The sequence below is a fragment of the Actinoplanes siamensis genome (genome assembly GCF_016862395.1).
In the GTDB taxonomy this organism is placed as follows: Bacteria; Actinomycetota; Actinomycetes; order Mycobacteriales; family Micromonosporaceae; genus Actinoplanes; species Actinoplanes siamensis.
The window spans coordinates 19,457-36,858 of sequence record NZ_BOMW01000057.1 but is presented as its reverse complement, the minus strand read 5'-3'; the positions used below and the strand labels follow the sequence as shown (position 1 = coordinate 36,858).

Annotated in this window: 12 protein-coding genes and 1 pseudogene; 6 read left to right on the top strand and 7 right to left on the bottom strand. The window is 72.0% G+C overall.

Features of this window, described 5'->3' with window-relative positions; genetic code table 11:
* Positions 1-174 precede the first annotated feature (174 nt).
* The 3 genes from Asi03nite_RS27435 to pgi all read right to left on the bottom strand — a co-directional run bounded on the left by Asi03nite_RS27435 (position 175) and on the right by pgi (position 4,299).
* Positions 175-1,476 carry a carbohydrate-binding protein gene (locus Asi03nite_RS27435; RefSeq protein ID WP_203683357.1) on the bottom strand — a complete coding sequence of 434 codons (1,302 nt, stop codon included), beginning with the start codon at positions 1,474-1,476 and terminating at the stop codon, positions 175-177.
* 84 nt (positions 1,477-1,560) lie between these two features.
* On the bottom strand, positions 1,561-2,637 hold the full coding sequence (locus tag Asi03nite_RS27430; RefSeq protein ID WP_239102968.1) for a winged helix DNA-binding domain-containing protein: 1,077 nt from the start codon (positions 2,635-2,637) through the stop codon (positions 1,561-1,563).
* A gap of 33 nt (positions 2,638-2,670) precedes the next feature.
* Complete coding sequence (pgi, locus tag Asi03nite_RS27425; RefSeq protein ID WP_203683356.1) at positions 2,671-4,299, bottom strand: glucose-6-phosphate isomerase; 1,629 nt, start codon at positions 4,297-4,299, stop codon at positions 2,671-2,673.
* 304 nt (positions 4,300-4,603) lie between these two features.
* Between pgi and Asi03nite_RS38980 the strand changes: the two genes are divergently transcribed.
* From Asi03nite_RS38980 to Asi03nite_RS38615, 3 genes are all read left to right on the top strand, one after another.
* Entirely contained in the window at positions 4,604-4,873 is a 270-nt protein-coding gene (locus Asi03nite_RS38980) for a hypothetical protein (protein WP_373872174.1), read from the top strand.
* Between the two features lie 88 nt (positions 4,874-4,961).
* Positions 4,962-6,302, top strand: a complete 1,341-nt coding sequence (locus tag Asi03nite_RS27415) for an SWIM zinc finger family protein (protein WP_203683355.1) — start codon at positions 4,962-4,964, stop codon at positions 6,300-6,302.
* Positions 6,299-8,980, top strand: a complete 2,682-nt coding sequence (locus tag Asi03nite_RS38615; RefSeq protein WP_203683354.1) for a DUF6493 family protein — start codon at positions 6,299-6,301, stop codon at positions 8,978-8,980. The genes Asi03nite_RS27415 and Asi03nite_RS38615 overlap by 4 nt, the downstream gene beginning before the upstream one ends.
* Positions 8,981-9,404: 424 nt before the next feature.
* Here Asi03nite_RS38615 and Asi03nite_RS27405 read toward each other — a convergent pair whose 3' ends face one another.
* Positions 9,405-10,451 (bottom strand): glycoside hydrolase family 26 protein, encoded by a 1,047-nt coding sequence (locus tag Asi03nite_RS27405; protein ID WP_203683353.1) that lies wholly within the window; start codon positions 10,449-10,451, stop codon positions 9,405-9,407.
* A 154-nt stretch (positions 10,452-10,605) separates the two neighbouring features.
* Between Asi03nite_RS27405 and Asi03nite_RS27400 the strand changes: the two genes are divergently transcribed.
* Positions 10,606-11,769 carry a dipeptidase gene (locus Asi03nite_RS27400; protein WP_203683352.1) on the top strand — a complete coding sequence of 388 codons (1,164 nt, stop codon included), beginning with the start codon at positions 10,606-10,608 and terminating at the stop codon, positions 11,767-11,769.
* 110 nt (positions 11,770-11,879) lie between these two features.
* Here Asi03nite_RS27400 and Asi03nite_RS27395 read toward each other — a convergent pair whose 3' ends face one another.
* Positions 11,880-13,415 (bottom strand): APC family permease, encoded by a 1,536-nt coding sequence (locus Asi03nite_RS27395; RefSeq protein ID WP_239102967.1) that lies wholly within the window; start codon positions 13,413-13,415, stop codon positions 11,880-11,882.
* A 108-nt stretch (positions 13,416-13,523) separates the two neighbouring features.
* Here Asi03nite_RS27395 and Asi03nite_RS27390 point away from each other — a divergent pair, with 108 nt between their 5' ends.
* A complete protein-coding gene (locus tag Asi03nite_RS27390; protein ID WP_203683351.1) occupies positions 13,524-13,793 on the top strand; it encodes a hypothetical protein in 270 nt (89 codons plus the stop codon).
* 89 nt (positions 13,794-13,882) lie between these two features.
* On the opposite strand, the pseudogene Asi03nite_RS38975 reads toward Asi03nite_RS27390, so the two are convergent.
* Positions 13,883-13,981 (bottom strand): annotated as a pseudogene (locus Asi03nite_RS38975) (DNA-binding response regulator); the annotation flags it as partial.
* A gap of 254 nt (positions 13,982-14,235) precedes the next feature.
* Between Asi03nite_RS38975 and Asi03nite_RS27385 the strand changes: the two are divergent.
* Positions 14,236-16,647 carry an immune inhibitor A domain-containing protein gene (locus Asi03nite_RS27385; protein WP_239102966.1) on the top strand — a complete coding sequence of 804 codons (2,412 nt, stop codon included), beginning with the start codon at positions 14,236-14,238 and terminating at the stop codon, positions 16,645-16,647.
* A gap of 19 nt (positions 16,648-16,666) precedes the next feature.
* On the opposite strand, the gene Asi03nite_RS27380 is transcribed toward Asi03nite_RS27385, so the two are convergent.
* Entirely contained in the window at positions 16,667-17,359 is a 693-nt protein-coding gene (locus tag Asi03nite_RS27380) for a cyclase family protein (protein ID WP_203683350.1), read from the bottom strand.
* Positions 17,360-17,402: the final 43 nt, after the last annotated feature.

The following is a 17,402-nucleotide window of genomic DNA, read 5'->3' as shown; positions in this document are numbered from 1 at the left end:
CGTCGCGGCCACGGACCCGGGGCGGTGCGGGCCATGAGGGATCGCGGATCGCGCCCGGAGCGCTGGCGGGCCGCATCCGGCCGGCGGGGCCGAGCCACCCGGAACGGGCCGACCGGCAGGAAAGGATCACCGGCCCGGGAAGGACCCGGGCCGGTGGTCAGGGGGCCGGGCGGGTCAGCGGCCCTGGAGGGCCTTCACGTTGTTGCCGAAGGTCCAGCCCTTCGAGCCGTCCCAGTTGATCGACCAGGTCATCAAGCCCTTGATGCCCGGGACCGAGTTGTACGCCTGGGTCACCAGGGCCGGCGTCAGGTAGCCGCCGCCGGCGCCGGGCTGGGCGGGCAGGCCGGGAACCTGCTTGTCGTACGGGATCCGGATGGTCGTGCCCTGGATGGTGAGACCGTTGTTGAGGCACTGGGTCTGCACGGTGAAGCCCTGCACGGTGCCGGCCGCGTAGGAGTCGCCGGAGCAGCCGTACATCGAGCCGTTGTAGTACTGCATGTTCAGCCACCACAGCCGGCCGTTGTCCAGATACCTCTTGATGATCGGCAGGTACGAGCCCCAGATCGAGCCGTAGGTGACGCTGCCACCGGTCACGTACGCGGTCTCCGGCGCCATGGTCAGCCCGAAGTTCGACGGCATCGCCGCGAGCACCCCGTCGATGATCCGGATCAGGTTGGCCTGGGAGGTGGAGAGGGTGTTGATGTTGCCGCTGCCGGAGAGCCCGGTCTCGATGTCGATGTCGATGCCGTCGAAGTTGTTCGCCTTCAGGATCGGCACGATGGTCGACACGAACCGGTCGGCGACCGCGCTGGAGCTCAGGTCGATGCCGGCCGCCGCGCCGCCGATCGACATCAGGACCGTGGCGCCCTGCGCCTTGGCCGCGCAGATCTCCGCGGGGGTGGGCACCTTGACGCCGGCGTCCATGCCGTTCTCCCAGAGCACGGTGCCGTCCGAGCGGATCACCGGGAAGGCGGCCATCAGCACGTTGTAGCCGTGCTGGGTGATCCGGCTGTCGTTGACCGGGATCCAGCCGAGGCCGGGGTGGACGCCGTTGGCGGCGCCGTCCCAGTTCTCCCAGTAACCCTGCAGCACCTTGCCGGCCGGGCGGCCCCGGGTCGCGCAGCCGGCCGGCGGGACCGTCGGCGAGCTGCTCGGGGACGCGGTCGGGGAGACCGTCGGAGACGTCGCCGGGGGTGTCGGGGTGCCGCCGCCACTACAGGCCCCGAGGTCCTTCCAGAGCGTCGGGGTGGCGGCCGGGTTCCAGCCGGCGCCGGCGTACGCGGTGTGGGTGACCAGCGCCTGGTACAGCTTGGACTGGTAGGTCACCTGCTGGCCGGCGGTGTACGTGACACCCTCGGCCCAGGTCACGGACGAGCAGGCCACGGCCGCCTCGCCGGTCGCCGCGAACGCCACGACCGAGCCGAGTGCCACCCCCGCCCCGGCGACCAGCGCGATCAACTGGCGGCGAACTCCCATGGCGACTCCTCGACCGAGAACATGACCTGTGCCACCACATCGTGACTTTCACGTTCACAAATATCAAGGGTTCTTAACAGTCATTTATTCAAGTTTCTTAACAGTTACTGGAAGGCCGAGGAACGTGCCGTACGGTTGCAGGGCCTCCTCCGCGTCCGCCCAGTCCCGGGCGGTGAACGGGGTCAGCGGGGAGACCACCACCGAGACCGCCTTCTTGCCGACCGTGCGCTTCCAGACGGCGCGCACCCTGCCGTCCCGCACCAGCGTGGGCTGGAAGATGCCGTTGTTGCCGGGGATGATGCTCTTCAACATCTCCGGGGTGGCCATCATCGAACGGTCCTTGTAACCCAGCAGGTACTCGTCGAAGCCGGGCAGCGCGTGCCACCCGTGGGCCGGGCCGGCCTCCAGCGCCGCCGGGTCGGCCCACATCTCGGCGCCCTCGACGTCGACCCGCGCCAGGCCCGCGGCGGCGATCCCGGCCTTCGCGTCCTTCATGGTGAGCATCGTCCAGCCGGCGAAGTCCTTCGCCGTCGTGGGTCCGTGACTGCGGAAATAGCGGCGCGCGAGGATGCCCAGCGCATCCTCCCGGGACGGCGTGTTCCGCCGCTGCGCCCACTCGTCGAGCAGCACGAACGTCTGCTCGGAGCCCTCGTTCGGGGCGATCGCGGTGATGCCCCGCTGGCTCGCGTACCACAACAGGTGGTAACCGAGGTGACCGCTCACCTGGACGCCGCCCTCGTTGATCGCGGCCACGCAGGAGGATCGCGTCAGGCGGCCGCCGCCCTTGAGGGCGGCGCCGAGGATCTCGGCGGCCCGGTCCGCGTCGGCCTCGGAAAGGCCCAGGAACTCGCGGCGTTTCGCCGCGCCGGCCAGCGCGCGCACACCGGTCAGCTCCAGCATCCAGTGGGCATCGGCGGACGGGATCAGGTGCACCGTGCCCCGCATCGGCCAGGTGCGCACGACGTCGCGCCGCTCGGTCTCCGCGACGATCTCCGGGAGGGTGCGGCCGGGCAGGCGCACGCCGAGCGACCAGAGCACGCTGTTGAGATCCTGCGCCTGCAGGGCGCCGAACCACTCGGTGACCGCGAGGGTCGAATCCTTGGTGATCCCGCCGAGCAGCAGGCTGGCCATGCGGAGGCTCAGTGCCGTAGTCACATCCACGGCACTGAGCCTAGAAGCACGGTCCGACAGAAATCAGCGGCCGCGGGCGGCCCGGTACCTCTTGATCAGCGCGTTCGTCGACGAATCCGCGTCCTCGGCGGGCGGCTCCGCGGCGGTCAGCTTCGGCGCGAGCTGGTTGGCCATCACCTTGCCGAGCTCCACGCCCCACTGGTCGAACGAGTTGATCTCCCAGATCACGCCCTGGGTGAATGTGATGTGCTCGTAGAGCGCCACCAGCTGGCCCAACGTGGACGGCGTCAGCTTGTCGGCGAGGATCGTCGTCGTCGGGTGGTTGCCCGGCATCACCCGGTGCGGGGCCACCTCGGGCTTGGTGCCCTCGGCCCGGACCTGCTCCAGCGTGCGGCCGAACGCCAGGGCGCCGGTCTGGGCCAGGAAGTTCGACATGAACAGGTCGTGCATCTCGCCGATGTCGTGGTTGGGCTGGCTGAAGCCGATGAAGTCCGCCGGGATCAGCTTGGTGCCCTGGTGGAGGAGCTGGTAGAAGGCGTGCTGGCCGTTGGTGCCGGGCTCGCCCCAGAAGATCTCGCCGGTCTGGTAGGTGACGCGGTCACCGTTGAGCCGGACGGACTTGCCGTTGCTCTCCATGGTGAGCTGCTGGAGGTACGCGGCGAAGCGGTGCAGGTACTGCGCGTACGGCAGGACCGCGTGCGACTGGGCGCCCAGGAACGTGTCGTACCAGACGTTGATCAGGCCGAGCAGCGCCGGGACGTTCCGCTCGATCGGCGTGGTCCGGAAGTGCTCGTCGACCTGGTGGTAGCCGGCGAGCATGTCGGCGAACTGCTCCTTGCCGATCGCGATCAGCACGGAGAGGCCGACCGCCGACGGCAGCGAGTAGCGGCCACCCACCCAGTCCCAGAAGCCGAACATGTTGTCGGTGTCGATGCCGAAGTCGGCCACCTTCGCGGCGTTCGTGCTGACCGCGACGAAGTGCTTGGCGACGGCGGCGTCGTCCTCGAGGGTCGCCAGCAGCCAGTTGCGCGCCTCGCGGGCGTTGGTCAGCGTCTCCTGCGTGGTGAACGTCTTGGAGACGATGATGAACAGCGTCGTCGCCGGGTCGAGATCGCGCGTCTTCTCGTACAGATCGGTCGGGTCGATGTTGGAGACGAAGCGCACCTCGATGTCGCGCTGCGAGTAGTCCTTCAGCGCCTCGTACGCCATCACCGGGCCCAGGTCCGAGCCGCCGATGCCGATGTTCACCACGGTCCGGATGCGCTGGCCGGTGTGCCCGGTCCACTCCCCGGACCGCACCTTGTCGGCGAACGCGCCCATCCGGTCGAGCACCTCGTGCACGTCGGCGACCACGTCCTGCCCGTCGACCACCAGCGACGCGTCCCGCGGCAGGCGCAGCGCGGTGTGCAGGACCGCCCGGTCCTCGGTGACGTTGATGTGCTCGCCGGCGAACATCGCGGTGATCCGCTCGCTCAGCCGGGCCCGGCCGGCCAGCGCGAACAGCGCGGCCAGCACCTCGTCGGTGACCAGGTTCTTGCTGTAGTCGACGTAAAGGCCGGCGACCTCGGCGGCGTAGCGCTCGCCGCGCTGCGGGTCGCTGTCGAACAGGTCGCGCAGGTGGACCGCCGAAAACTTCTCCGCGTGGCCCTGGAGCGCCTGCCACTCGGCGCTGTCGGAAACGTGTTCGCTCATCTCTCCCACTCCGGACCTGGACACTCGCACACTTCGCCCATCGTGGCACGAACCGCTGCCAGACGCGGCGAACTAGGGCTCATAGGCGGCCCACAGAGGGATCGCAGAGCCGCCGTAGCCCCGTCCACGAGGTTAGTCCCCTCCACGACCACCACCAGCCAGCCTGTCCCCTTCATCACGCTCCCGCTGGCCACCGCGGTTCTGTACCTCTGGGATCGGAGCGCGTGCGGCTGGGGCGACAGCTTCTACGCCGCCGGTGCGCAGGCCGGCGCGCAGAGCCGACGGCGGGCTGCTGTACCTGGCGGTGAGACGCTGGTTCGGGCACGCCGCCGGGCTGCTCGCCGGGGCGGCGCTCGCGGTCACCCCGGTAGCCGTGCCGATGTTCCGCTACGACAATCCGGGCGCGCTGCTGGCGCCGCTGATGACGGCTGCCGCGTGCCCCACGGAACGCGCGGGCGGCGGCCGGGACGGTGGGAGCGGCCAGTCCGCCCGGACCGCGGCCGGGGTCGCGGAGAACCACACCGCCACCACTGTCGCGGGCACCGCGATCTACGACCGGACGGCCACCGGATAGCGGCCCTCCCCATCGGACCGGGGCCCCCGCGACGGTGCCGGCCGCGGGCCCCACGAAATTGTCGTACCCCGGTTCTAGGTTCTCGCCCATGGTTACCGCGGCTTACTCGTACCTCGGTGCGTCGACTCTGGACGACGGCCTGACCTTGCAGACCTCCGGCGGCCCGGCCGCTCATCCCCGTTTCTTCACCGGCTTCCTCACCTCGCCCGGCGCCGCGGCGACCGGCCTGCTCGCCGTCGCCGAGGTCGCCCGCACGAGGTATTTCCGGCCGCTCCCGCCGACCAGCCTCGACCCCGTGGTGACCGCCGGCCCGGACCGGTTGCGGTTCGAGTCGTTCTCCGGCTGCCGCGGGGTCTACGCGCGGCTCGACGTGCTTCCCGGCGGGCTGGACGGCGAGATGGTCGCGCACGGGACCACGAACGTGGACGTCAACCTGCCGCTGCGGCGCGCGCTCGCCCGGGTCGGCCGCTCCGACCCGATGCACGTCGCGGTCGGTCCCGACGATCTGACCGTGACCACCTTCGACGGTCCGCTGGTGGAGCGGAGGGTGCCGCTGCCGTCCCGGTGGCTGCGCGGACTCGCCGAGGCGCAGGTGCTGACCGCGCGCTTCGACCCGCGCGCCGAGATCGGCGTCGCCGAGGCCCGGGCGCTGTTGCACCGGCTGCCGGCCGGCGACCGGTCGGTGCTCTGGGCGGTCCCGGCCGGCCGTTCGCTGCGCTTCACGTCCCGGCCCGCTCCGGGCGCGGTCTGCCTGCCCGGCGCCGGGCGGCTGGCCGCCCTCAAACCCTTCCTGCGGTACGCGACGGGCCTGCGCGCCTACGGCCCGGTGGTCACCGCGGGCAGCTCGCCGGTGGCCAGCACGTGGGAGCTGGCCATGCCCACGCTGCGGCTGTCGCTGACCCTGTCGCCGGAGCCGCATCGCGGATTCTCCGGCGAGGGCGCCGTGCTGGAGTCGCTCGCCACCGACGAGGTCGCCGACGACGCCGACCTGATCAGCGCCCTGCTCTCCGGGGATCCGGCGATCGACGTGGATTCGCTGGCCACCGACTCCGGGCTGGACCCCGGCCGGGTCCGCGACGCGCTGGCCCAGCTCGGCACGGCCGGACGGGTCGGCTTCGACGTGGCCGAGGCGGGCTACTTCCACCGCACGCTGCCCTACGCGGCGGACGCCGTGGAGAAGATGAACCCGCGCCTGGCCGGGGCCCGCGCGCTGATCACGGCCGGCCGGGTGCGGCCCGGCGACGAGGTGTCCGTGGTGGTCAGCGGCGACGCGACGTACCACGTGCGTACCGGATCGCAGTCCTGCACCTGCCCGTGGTGGGCGAAGCACCGGGGCGGCCGCGGCCCGTGCAAGCACGTCCTCGCGGTGCGGATGGCCCGCGCCGGCGAGACCGCCGGGACGATCGCGAAGGCCGAGGCCGCGGCATGAGCCTGAGCTGGGAGACCCTGCGTGAGCACGCCCGGCGGGCGGATCCGGCCGGCCTGGTGGCGCTGCTGGTCCGCGCCACCGAGCAGGAGCGCCTCGCGGTCGCCGGGGACGTCGAGGCGGGCATCCGGAAGGTGCCCCGAGACGCCTGGTGGCGCGACGACCGGAATCCCACCCCCGGGTATGCGCTGGCCGTGATCGGCACCATGCCGACCGCCGCCCGGGCCGCGGCGCTGCTGGCGCGCGGCAACATGGAGGCCTGGACCCGGGTCGGGACGCAGCGGTTCCTCCACGTCGCCCACGTCCGCGAGCTGCCCTGGCTCGGTGAGCTGGGCAGTCGGCTCGCGCGGCGGCTGCCGGTCCGGGACGCCGACGACGAGCTGTGGCCGATGATCCGCACTCTGCTGCGCGAGGGCGGCGCCGAGCCGCCGGTCACCGAGGCCGTCGTCCGGGCCTGGCTCACCGATCTGCTGGGGTACCCCCGGCGCTGGAACGGGACGACGCCGGCGCCGCTGAGCCGGCGGCTGCGCGACGACCCGTACCGCGACGTGCTGCTCCCCGGGCTCTTCGAGATCGACGGCCTCGGCGCCGACCTGGCCGGCGGCTCGTGGAACGAGACGACCGGCCGGTGGGACAGCGCTCCGCGCATCCCGGGGGCCGTGGCGCAGCTGGTCGCCGACGGCACCCTGGAACGCAAGACCATCCTGCACCTGACCCTCGACCGCCTGCTCCGTGGCGACAAGCCGCACCACCTGCGCCCGTTCCTGCTCCTGCACGAGGCGCTGGAGCCGACAGTCGACGAACTGTCCAGCCACGCGCTGGACTACGCCCGCCTGCTGCCGCAGGCGCCCGGCGCGGTGGCCGCCTCCGCGCAGAAGGCGCTGCGCGCCGTCGACGACGCCGGCCGCCTGGAGGTGGAGACGCTGCTCGAAACCAGCGCCCTCACCCTGGTCCGCAAGGAGAAGACCCTTGTCAAGGCCCAGCTGACCTGGCTGGAGAAGGTGTCGCGCCGGGAGCCCGCCCGAGCCGGTGAGGTGCTGGAGACGGTCGCCGTCGCCTTCGGGCACCCGGCGCTCGACGTGCAGGAACGCGCGCTGACCCTGATCGGCGGACAGGCCGGCCGCCTCGACCCGGACACGCTGGCCCGGCTCGGCGCCGCGGCCGCGACCCTCGCCGGTGACCTGCCGTCCCGGGCCGCCGAGCTGTTCGGCACTGCCGTTCCCGCGCAGGTGACCGGGGTCCCGGAGCTGCCGCCCGCCGCCCCGCCGGCGGCGATGCCACCGCCGATCGCGACCACGGCCGAGCTGGCCGAGGAGTTGGTGATCCTCTGCCTCGAGCAGACCGCGATCCGGTGGGAGCGGGTGCTGGCCGGGCTGGTCGCGCTCTACGCGACCGAGGGCCCGGCGGTGCTGGCGGCGGCGCTGCAGCCGGTGCTCGACCGGTACCCGGGCGAGTTCGCCGAGAACAGCTGGAACCGCACGTCCCCGCTGCTGCACCTGGGCGCCGCGATCCGCACCATCAGCCACCCGGCGGTGCGCGGCCTGCGGCGCTGGATGGTCGACTCGGTGCGCGCCGCCTGGCAGACCGGCCGCCGTGGCGGCGGGGACTCCCAGCTGTCCGCCACCCCCGACGGCGTCCTGGCGCTGCGGGCCGCCGAGGCGGCGCTGCAGCTGACCGGCACCATGATCCCGGTGCTGATGGCGACGCCGACCCACGTGACCGGCAGCCTGGACGCGGCGGTGCTGCTGGAACGGCTGCGCCGGGCCGAGGCGGAGGGCTGGCAGCCGTGGCCCGTCGACTTCGAGCAGGCGCTGCTGCGGCTGCCGAGGACCACCGATCCGGCGGTCGCCGCCCGGGCCGCCGGGCTGACCTCCCCGGCCGGCCGGCAGTTCGCCGCCTGGCTGGCCTCCGGCGGCCTGCCCGACCCGGCGAGCAGGCGTTTCGAGCAGGTGCCGGAGACCGGCCGGCACTACTGGTCGCCGCGCGCCCGGCGGGTGGTGGCGGCGCTGACCCCGGTCCGCGACGGCGGACTGCGGCTGGAGCGCCAGTTGCTCACGATCACCCCGGGCGCGCGTCCGGAGGCCGGCCCGGACACCTTCCACCTCTGCGGTGACGTGCTGACCATGGTGCTGCCGCAGCACCGGGAGGCGGCGGCCGCCTGGGCGCTGCCCGAGCTGGCCGCCCTGGCCGACCAGGACCAGCGCCGGGGTTCCGCGGTGCTGCCGCTGCTCGCCGAGTGCTCGGGCCCGGTCGGCCCGGCGATGGCCTACGGCCTGGCGTACGCCCTGGGCGCGCGCCACCAGGAGAACCGGGTCGCCGCGGTGGACGCCCTCCTGACCCTGGCGGCGCGGCCGGACCCGTTCGGCCCCGCGGTCGGGGCGGCTCTGGGTGATCTGTGCGCCGACGCCACGCTCAAGCTGTCCCGGGTGATCCCGGCGCTGGCCGACGCCCATCGGGCGGGCGCCTCGGCGGCGGTCTGGGAGGTGCTGTCCGCCGCGCTGCCCGCGCTGCTCCCGGCAGCTCCGCACGGCCTTGCCGACCTGCTGGAACTTTCCACCCAGGTAGCTCGGGCGGGGCGCGCCGGCACACCGGTCCCGGGACTGGCCGAGGTGGCGTCCCGTCCGGGCGCCACCCGGCTGATCAAGGAGGCGAGACGCCTGCAGACAGTCCTCACCCCATGATGCCGATCCCGCCCGGCTGTTCCGCCACCCGGGCGGGCTCGGAGTCGATCCGGCTGGGCCTCACGGTGGTGATGAACGCCCGACGACGATGACCCCCAGCCGAACAGAACGAGCTGAGCCTCACGGTGCTCATGAACGCCCGACGACGACGATGACCCCCAGCCGAACAGAACGAGTTGGCCTCGTCCTGGTCATGGGCGCGCGGTAGCGACGCTGAGCCCCAGCCGGGTGGGTCGGGGCAAGGTCGTCTTTCGCCCCGCGACAAGCGCGGTCGGGTGGACAAGGGACGAGCTGCGCTGCTGCGGACGTACCGGAGCAGGCTTTGACAAGGACCACGCCGCAGCCGTGAGTGACGGGTGGGAAAGCGAGAGCGCCGCCCGGGTGGGGGGACCCGGGCGGCGCTCTCTCAGGGGAGGGTTGAAGATCAGCCGAGCTTCACGTTGAAGATCGGGTTGCTGGCCAGCCTGCGGAAGGAGGCGAGCGACGCGGCGGAGCTGTCGATGCTGATGTCGCGGTCACCCTCGTCGTCGTGCTTGGTGTCGAAGTGCACGATCGCCTTGATCGCCGGACGCTTCTTGAGCTGCGCGACGACGCTGTTGTAGACGGCCGACTTGTCGGTGTGGCGGCCGACCTTGTGGTAGGCGCCCCACTCGGCGATCATGATCGGCTTGCCGGCGTGCTTGGTGGTGGCCCAGTCGTACCAGCCCTGCGCGCCGCCCTTGGCCTTGCGGTCCAGCAGCGAGGCGAAGTCGCCGAAGTGGTAGCCCTTCTCGACCGAGACGTAGGAGTCCAGGCCGACCCAGTCGACGACGTCGTCACCCGGGTAGAGGTCCTTCCACCAGGACTGCGCCATCCACTTCTCGTTGCCCATGAGAGCGACCACGTTGATCACGTTGTTCGCACCCTTGGCCCGCAGTCGCTGGATGGTGTGGCGGTACATGGCCGCGAAGTCCTTGGCCTGCATGCCGGAGCCGGCCCGGGCCACCACGTCGTTCTCCGGCTCGTGGTTCAGGGCCAGGAAGAACTTCTTGCCGTACGCCTTGGCGCGCGCCGCGAAGGCGTCGATGCGGGCGTCCTGCTTGCCCTGGGCGACGGCGGCCCAGGTCGTGCCGTAGGCGATCTTCCAGTTCTCCAGCAGCACGCGCGGGCGCGCCGGGTCGTTGGTCATCGCGATCTCGGCCTTGGTCGGGAACGGCTCGTTCCCCTTGTGGTACTGGTGGAAGATCGCGGCGGTCCGGCCGCTCGCCTTCTCCCAGGTCTTCAGCGCCTGGTCACGCGGCGCGCTGGTGAAACCACCAGCGGCGCCGCCCCAGAGAACGCCACAGGTCGGGACCAGCTTCGAGCCGGTCACGCATCCCGCGTCGGCAGCCTGCGTAGCGGCCTGTGCCGGCGTGCCCGTGATCGCGGCGCCGATTCCGGCAGCGAAGGCGGTCAGCGTCAGTACGGTCTTGCGCAGCGTCGAACGCTTCAAAATCAAAATCCCCCCGGTCTGTCCAGCGGTGTTGCCCGCCGGGCATGTGAAAGAGATTCCGGGACGCAGGGTGCGCGGCAAGTGCCCGGACCGGTGCGGGCAGGTTGCGGGTGTCCGGCTTGCTTCCGGACCGGCGCCGGGGTAGCCAGGACGCATGTGGATCTTCGATGGGCACAACGACCTCCCCATGCGCCTGCGTGAGGCGCACGGGTCGAGCGTCACGGGACTCGGCTCGGCGCGGCCGGGCCTGCACACCGACCTGCCGCGGCTGCGCGCCGGCGGGGTCGGCGCCCAGTTCTGGTCCGTCTACGTGCCGTCCGGCGGGCCGGAGCCGGAGGCGGTCACGCACACCATGGAACAGATCGACCTGGTGTACCGGCTGCTCGCGGAGTATCCGGACGTGCTGGAGGCGGCGTACACCGCCGGCGACGTGGAACGGATCGTCGGCGCGGGCCGGATCGCCTCGCTGATCGGCATCGAGGGCGGGCACTGCCTGGCCCGATCGCCCGGGGTGCTGCGGTCGTTCGCGCGGCTCGGCGTCCGCTACGTGACGCTGACCCACAACCATCACACGGCGTGGGCGGATTCGGCGGCGGCCGAGCCCGTGGCGGGCGGCCTGACGGCCGAGGGGCTTGCGATGGTACGGGAGATGCAGCGGCTCGGCGTTCTCGTGGACCTGTCGCACGTCGCCACCGGGACCATGCACGCCGCGCTCGACGAGGTCGCCGCCCCGGTGATCTTCAGCCACTCCGGTGCGCGGGCGGTCACCGGCCATCCGCGCAACGTGCCCGACGACGTGCTGGAGCGGATGCCCGCCAACGGCGGGGTGGTGCAGGTGCCGTTCGTCGCGTACTTCGTCTCCTCCGCCGTGCTGGACTGGCAGCGGGCCGCCGAGGCGGAGTGGGCGCGGCTCGGGCTGCCGCCGGTCGCGCAGGACTGGCCGCGGGCGCCGCGGGCCGGTGAGAGCGATCCGCCCGTCGCGCGGGTGACGGATCCGGCCGCCGAGCCGGCGTTCCAGCCGTGGCTGGCGGCGAACCCGCGGCCCGAGGCGACCGTCGCGGACGTCGCCGACCACGTCGAGCACGTCCGGGCGGTCGCCGGGATCGACCACGTCGGGCTGGGCGGCGACTTCGACGGCACCCCTGTGGTGCCGGCCGGCCTCGCCGACGTGTCCGGCTATCCGAACCTGCTCGCCGAGTTGGCCGGGCGCGGCTGGCCGGAGAACGACCTGCGACGGCTCGGGCACGGCAACGTGCTGCGGGTTCTGCGCGAGACCGAGCAGCACGCCGCGACCCCGCTCTGGCCGTCGCGGGCGTAACCGGGCCACGCCGACGGCCGGGTGGCTGACCCGGCCGCGGTCGGGCCGGCCAGGTCACCAACCGCTGCGGTTCGTCCCCCGGTCGGTCGGCCACGCCGACGGCCGGGGCGTCAACCCGCCTGGGGCTTGTCCGCCTGCTCCGGCCGCGCGGGGCTGGGCCGATCGGTGGTCGGCGTCGACCCGTTCAGGCGCTGCGGGGGAATCTCGGTCGCGCCCGCTGTCTCCGGCGGCAGCCCGCTGCCGATCGCGGCGTACACCGCCGGCCGGTCGCGGCGCAGGCGGCGGGCCCACCGGACGCCGGCCAGGTACACCCCGAGGAATGCCAGCGGCGGCAGATACACCTTCACCACGTTGTCGGAGTCCAGCAGGTCACCGAAGAACGCGACGGACAGCAGCAGCATCAGCGCCAGGAAGACTGTCGCGATCCACGGCGCGATCGAGCTGCGCCAGCGGGTCTCGCCCCGGGCGTCGCGGCGGAAGAACCGGATCACCGCGACCGACGCGATCGTCATCAGCACGAGCACGCCCAGACCGCCGGAGACCGTGCCGAAGAAGAACAGATCCGTCGTCGGGTCGAGCACCAGCGCCGCGAAGATCACCAGGACCACGAAGGCCAGCGCGGACTGCGCGATCGAGGCGTTGGCCGGCACGTCGTCGCGGGTGCGGGCGAGCGCCGGCGGCAGCACCCCCTCCCGGGCCACGGTCAGCGCGTACCGCGCGACCGTGTGGTGGAAGGCCAGCATCGCGGCGAACAGGCTGGTCGCGAAGAAGACCCGGGCCAGGTCGACGATCACGGTCGGCAGGTACGGGTCGGGCAGCACGAAGAACAGGTCGTTGAGGTACTTCGCGGCCTCGTCGATGATCCGGTCGGGGCCGGTGACGACCGACATCGCCCAGGCGGACCCGCCGTACAGGACCGCCGCGACACCGAGGGTCAGGAAGATCGCGCGGGCCACCGTGCGCCGCGGGTCGCGCGCCTCCGCGGCGTAGACCAGCGGCGCCTCGAAGCCGACCATCCCGGCGACCGCCGCGACCAGCAGGGAGATGCCGCCGGCGCTGGCGACCAGCCCGGGGTTCAGCGTGTCCAGGGCGACCGACCCACCGGCCGGGTGGCCGACCATGGCCGCGTCCAGGGTGAGCACGATCAGCACCTCGGCACAGACCAGCACGGTCAGGATGCGGGCGTTGAGGTCGATCTGCCGCAGACCCAGGAAACCGACCAGCGCCCAGCCGAGCAGCGCCCAGACGATCCACGACATCTTCAGCCCGAAGATCGCGGCGGCGTTGTGCGCGGCCACGCCGAACGCGCCGTAGAGCCCGATCTGCATGGCGTTGTAGGCGAGCAGCGCGACGAAGGCGGTGCCGACGCCGGCCGGCCGGGTCAGCCCGCGCGCCGCGTACGCGTAGAAGGCGCCGCTGTTCGGCACGTGCCGGGCCATCGCGGTGAGCCCGACCGCGAAGATCGCCAGCACCACGGCCACCACCACGTAGGCGACCGGGATGCCCTTCTCTTTCACCTGCCCGTACCCGAGGGGTAGAGCTCCGGCGACGACGGTGAGTGGCGTCATCGCGGAGACCGCGATCACGAAAACGGACCAGGTGCCCAGTTTGCGGGTGTGTTGTCCGGTGAGCCCCGTCTCCGACACGGCCCCTCCTGTCCACAGCGGATCAGTGCGAGAGCCCGAAGATATCGAAGTTAACTGATCTTGGGGCGGGTTGTTTCCGGTCCGCCCGACACGGGTAGATTCGTGCTTATGCCCATCGGCCCGCAACCCCACGGCCGCCGCGGCACCGTCGAGGAGCCGTACAGCCCGCTCAACCTGCGGCTGATCCTCGCCGCGTTCGGACTCGTGGTCTGCGCCGTCCTGGCGGTGCTGCTGTTCCGCGCCGGCTGGACCGTGCCGGGCTGGCTGCTCGTGGTCTGGGCGGTGGTCGCCCTCGGTGACATCGTGGTGATCCAGGTCCGCCGCCGCGCCCGCGACCGCGCCGAGGGCGGCACGAAGGACCACAGCCTCTTCGAGTGAGCCGGCCGCGTCTCATGCCAGGCCCGCGTCGTGGACCAGCAGGGCGATCCGCGCCCGGTCGTTCAGGCCCAGCTTGGTCAGCAGCCGCGAGACTTGCTTCCTTCACTGGCGGTCAGCCCGTCGACGCCGGGCATCCGGATGTCCATCAGCACGACGTCCGGCCGGTGCGCGGCGACAGCGGCCGGCACCCCGGCCGCCGCCGCTCAGCGCCGTGGCCAACGTGGTCGGCGGGGCGCTCGGCGGCGCCGGGTCCTGGAGTATCGGCCCCTCGCCGGTCTGGCAGGGTCGCCCGCTCCAGGTGATCTTCGGAACGCCGTCTTTCCGGTTCGCGGGCCGCCACTCTCATCGGTGGCGGCCCGCGTCGTCACGTCACCGACGGATATTCATGATCGAATGCGCGTGTTGATGCCATTCGCACCCTTCGGCAGGTAACGTCCGCTTCGTGAAACGCACCGGTCTTGCCAAATTCGCGGCAATCGTGGTAGTGGTCCCGTTCGTCACCAGTCCCGCCGTGGCGCAGCAGCGGCCGGGCGCCCCGACCGTGCACGAACCCGCCGTGCCGCCGCCGGTGGCCGACAGCCGGGAGCTCAGCCGTACCCACCTCAATCTCGACGGCAGAGCCCTGCCGGCGGCGCGCTATCGGCCGCAACCCACCGCCCGCAGCGCGTCCGCGGGGACGCCGCCGGTCGGCACCGTGCGCAGCTGGGTCGGGCTGGACGACACCGGCAACGACCTCTACCGCAAGGACTACACGCTGCGGGCGGTCGGCAAGCACATCGAGGTGTGGGTCGCCAACGACATCGCGTTCCCGGCCGGCGACTGCCGCAAGAACGCCACAGAGGTGACCGACGCGCAGGTGGCGGACCTGGTCACCCAGTTCGACGACAACATCTACCCGAAGGAGACCGCGGCGTTCAGCACGCCGCCGGACCGGTCCGGCACCCATCCCGGGATGGCGGGCGACTTCAGCGGCGACGGGGACAAGACCGTGACGCTTGTCGACAACATCCGGGACGACAACTTCTTCCACTTCCCGGAGCGGCCGACCTACATCGCGGGATTCTTCTCGGCGCAGCTCAACGAGCTGTTCGACCGGAACGTGATGACCATCGACGCCTACGACTGGCAGCACCGGCTCGGCGCGACGCCGAAGAACGAGCCGACCGACGACCTGTGCACCAGCCGCCCGGCCCGGCCGTGGATGTACGAGGGCACCTTCGCCCACGAGTGGCAGCACCTGCTGGAGTACTACATCGATCCGGACAAGGCGGAGTGGCTCAACGAGGGGCTGTCCGACTACGCCCAGACGCTGGTCGGCTACGTCGACGCGCGGCGCGGGGTGTACCACCTCGGCTTCGACAGCCACCTCGCCTGCTACCAGGGGTTCGGCACCGTCAAGACGACCTACAACGCGAATCCCCGCCAGTGCGGCGGACCGCAGAACTCGCTGAACCTGTGGGACGAGGGCGGTCCCAACGAGGTGCTGGCCGATTACGGCATCACGTACGAGCTGATGATCTATCTCGAGAACCGCTTCGGCCCGCACATCATCACGGCGATGCACCGGGACGCCCAGCACCACTCACTGGACGCGCTGCTGGCGGCCCTGCCGGCCGGAACCGTGCTCACCGACATGCTGCACGACTTCCAGGTGATGACGTTGGTGGACAAGGAGGTCGGGGAGCCCGGCGGCACCGTCCTCGGGGTGGCCCGGGACCGGGTGACCGCTGACGGGCTGCGCTCCACGGTGAATCTCGCGAACCCGGCCACCTACAACTGGCCGGGGGCCGCGCCCAACGGGGCCGACTTCATCCGGCTGCCGCGGGGCGCGCTGACGTCGGTCACCTTCAGCGGGGCGCACACGCTGCCGTCGAAGCCGTTGGCCTGGACGGTCGACTCGGAGATGCTGTTCTCCGGGAACGCGTCGGATACCGACGAGATGGCGGCGCGGCAGACCGAGGTTCCCCGCAAGGACCCGGTGCTGCGGTTCACCACCACGTACGGCATGGAGAAGGGCTTCGACTTCGGGTACGTGGTGGTCTCCGCGGACGGGGGCCGGACCTACCAGGTGGTGGCCGGGGACAACACGGTCAAGGGGCCGCTCGGGGCCGGCCTCACCGGTCAGGCGGCGGGTGTCCGGCAGAACTACGATCTCAAGGCGTACGCCGGGAAGAAGGTGCTGCTGGGCTTCCGGTACGTGACAGACACCGCGGTGAACTCGGGTGGCTGGCACCTCGGAAACGTGTCGATCGGCGCGAACAAGGTGCCCAGCGGCTCGCTCGACGGGTGGAAGTCACCGACCCAGTGGTATCCCGTGCCGGTGCGGGGATGGCACGTGTCGCTGGTCGGGCTGGGGGAACGGCGGGCCGCGGTGGTGCCGATCGATCAGGTGGAGGCGCTGCGCGGGTATCCCAAGGTGGTGGCGATCGTGGCGCAGGACGATCCGACCGGGACCGTCACGCAGTACGCGCCCTACACCCTGACGGTGGATGGCGTGGTGCAGCCCGGTGGCGGGCAGGCGGCGTCCGCGCCGAACGGGTCTCCGTCCTCCTCGCCGTCGCCGCCCGGTCCTTCGGTCTCCGCGCCGGCCGCTTCTCCCGGGGCCGCCTCCCCCGGCACCGCGCCGACCGCTTCCCCGGGGACCGCCTCCACTGGCACCGCGCCGACCGCTTCCCCGGGGACCGCCTCCACTGGCACCGCGCCGGCCGCTTCTCCCGGCGGCGCGTCGCCCGCCTCTCCCGGGGCTGCCTCTTCTCGCAGCGCCGCTCCGGCCTCTTCTCCCGCCTCCGCGCCAGGCGCCGTTCCGATCTCGGCACCGCACACAGCCTCGGTGACGCAACGGCGCCGCGCGTGAGTCCGCGCTTCCCTGGTGATCAACTCGCGGGCGGCAGAACCCCGTAGATGAGCGCCGTGGAGCCGGAACCGGCTCGATTGATCTGTCCGCCACACAGGACCCAGGCCCCGGCGGCGGGCAGATCCGCGAGGTGGGCCAGCACCTCCAGGCTGATCCGGCGGCGCTGATAGACCAGTTTGGAGACGGTGAAGCCGGGATCAGCGCTGACATCCGGGCTGAACGCGTCGGTCCCGGTGCCGCCCCGCTCCCCCAGCCGCCCGGTCTCCACCAGCCAGCGCACCGCCTCCGGCGCGAAGCCGGGATGCCGCTCGAACCCCGCACGCCCGTACTTCTCCTCCCACCCGGTCCAGATGATCACCACGGACTCCTCCGGGATGCGGCCGTGGCGCTCCTCCCAGGCCGTCAGGTCGGCGATCGACACCGCATGATCCGGGTCGGCGGCGCACGCGGCCCGCACGTCCACCTTGACCGCCGGCCGGAACAGGTCGGCCGGTTCCAGTTCATCGGCGAGCAGCCCGCCCTCGGTGAAGTGGCCGGGCGCGCCCCAGTGCGTGCCGGTGTGCTCGCCGCCGCGCACCGCCCGCAGGTAGTAGCCCTCCTCCCGCAACGTCGCGACGGTCTCCAGTTCGAAGGCCGGATCACCGGGGAAGACGCTGATCCGGGCGGGGTCGTTCACGTGGGACAGGCCGACCAGCCTCAACCGTTCGAGCATGCTGTCATCCTGCCAGCAATAATTGACAGTGTCACCGTGACAG

Bases quoted from the DNA above. Each gene is read 5' to 3' on its own strand.
- Asi03nite_RS27435 (WP_203683357.1), bottom strand. From the start codon at position 1,476: ATGGGAGTTCGCCGCCAGTTGATCGCGCTGGTCGCCGGGGCGGGGGTG.
- pgi (WP_203683356.1), bottom strand. From the start codon at position 4,299: ATGAGCGAACACGTTTCCGACAGCGCCGAGTGGCAGGCGCTCCAGGGC.
- Asi03nite_RS27415 (WP_203683355.1), top strand. From the start codon at position 4,962: ATGGTTACCGCGGCTTACTCGTACCTCGGTGCGTCGACTCTGGACGAC.
- Asi03nite_RS38615 (WP_203683354.1), top strand. From the start codon at position 6,299: ATGAGCCTGAGCTGGGAGACCCTGCGTGAGCACGCCCGGCGGGCGGAT.
- Asi03nite_RS27400 (WP_203683352.1), top strand. From the start codon at position 10,606: ATGTGGATCTTCGATGGGCACAACGACCTCCCCATGCGCCTGCGTGAG.
- Asi03nite_RS27390 (WP_203683351.1), top strand. From the start codon at position 13,524: ATGCCCATCGGCCCGCAACCCCACGGCCGCCGCGGCACCGTCGAGGAG.
- Asi03nite_RS27380 (WP_203683350.1), bottom strand. From the start codon at position 17,359: ATGCTCGAACGGTTGAGGCTGGTCGGCCTGTCCCACGTGAACGACCCC.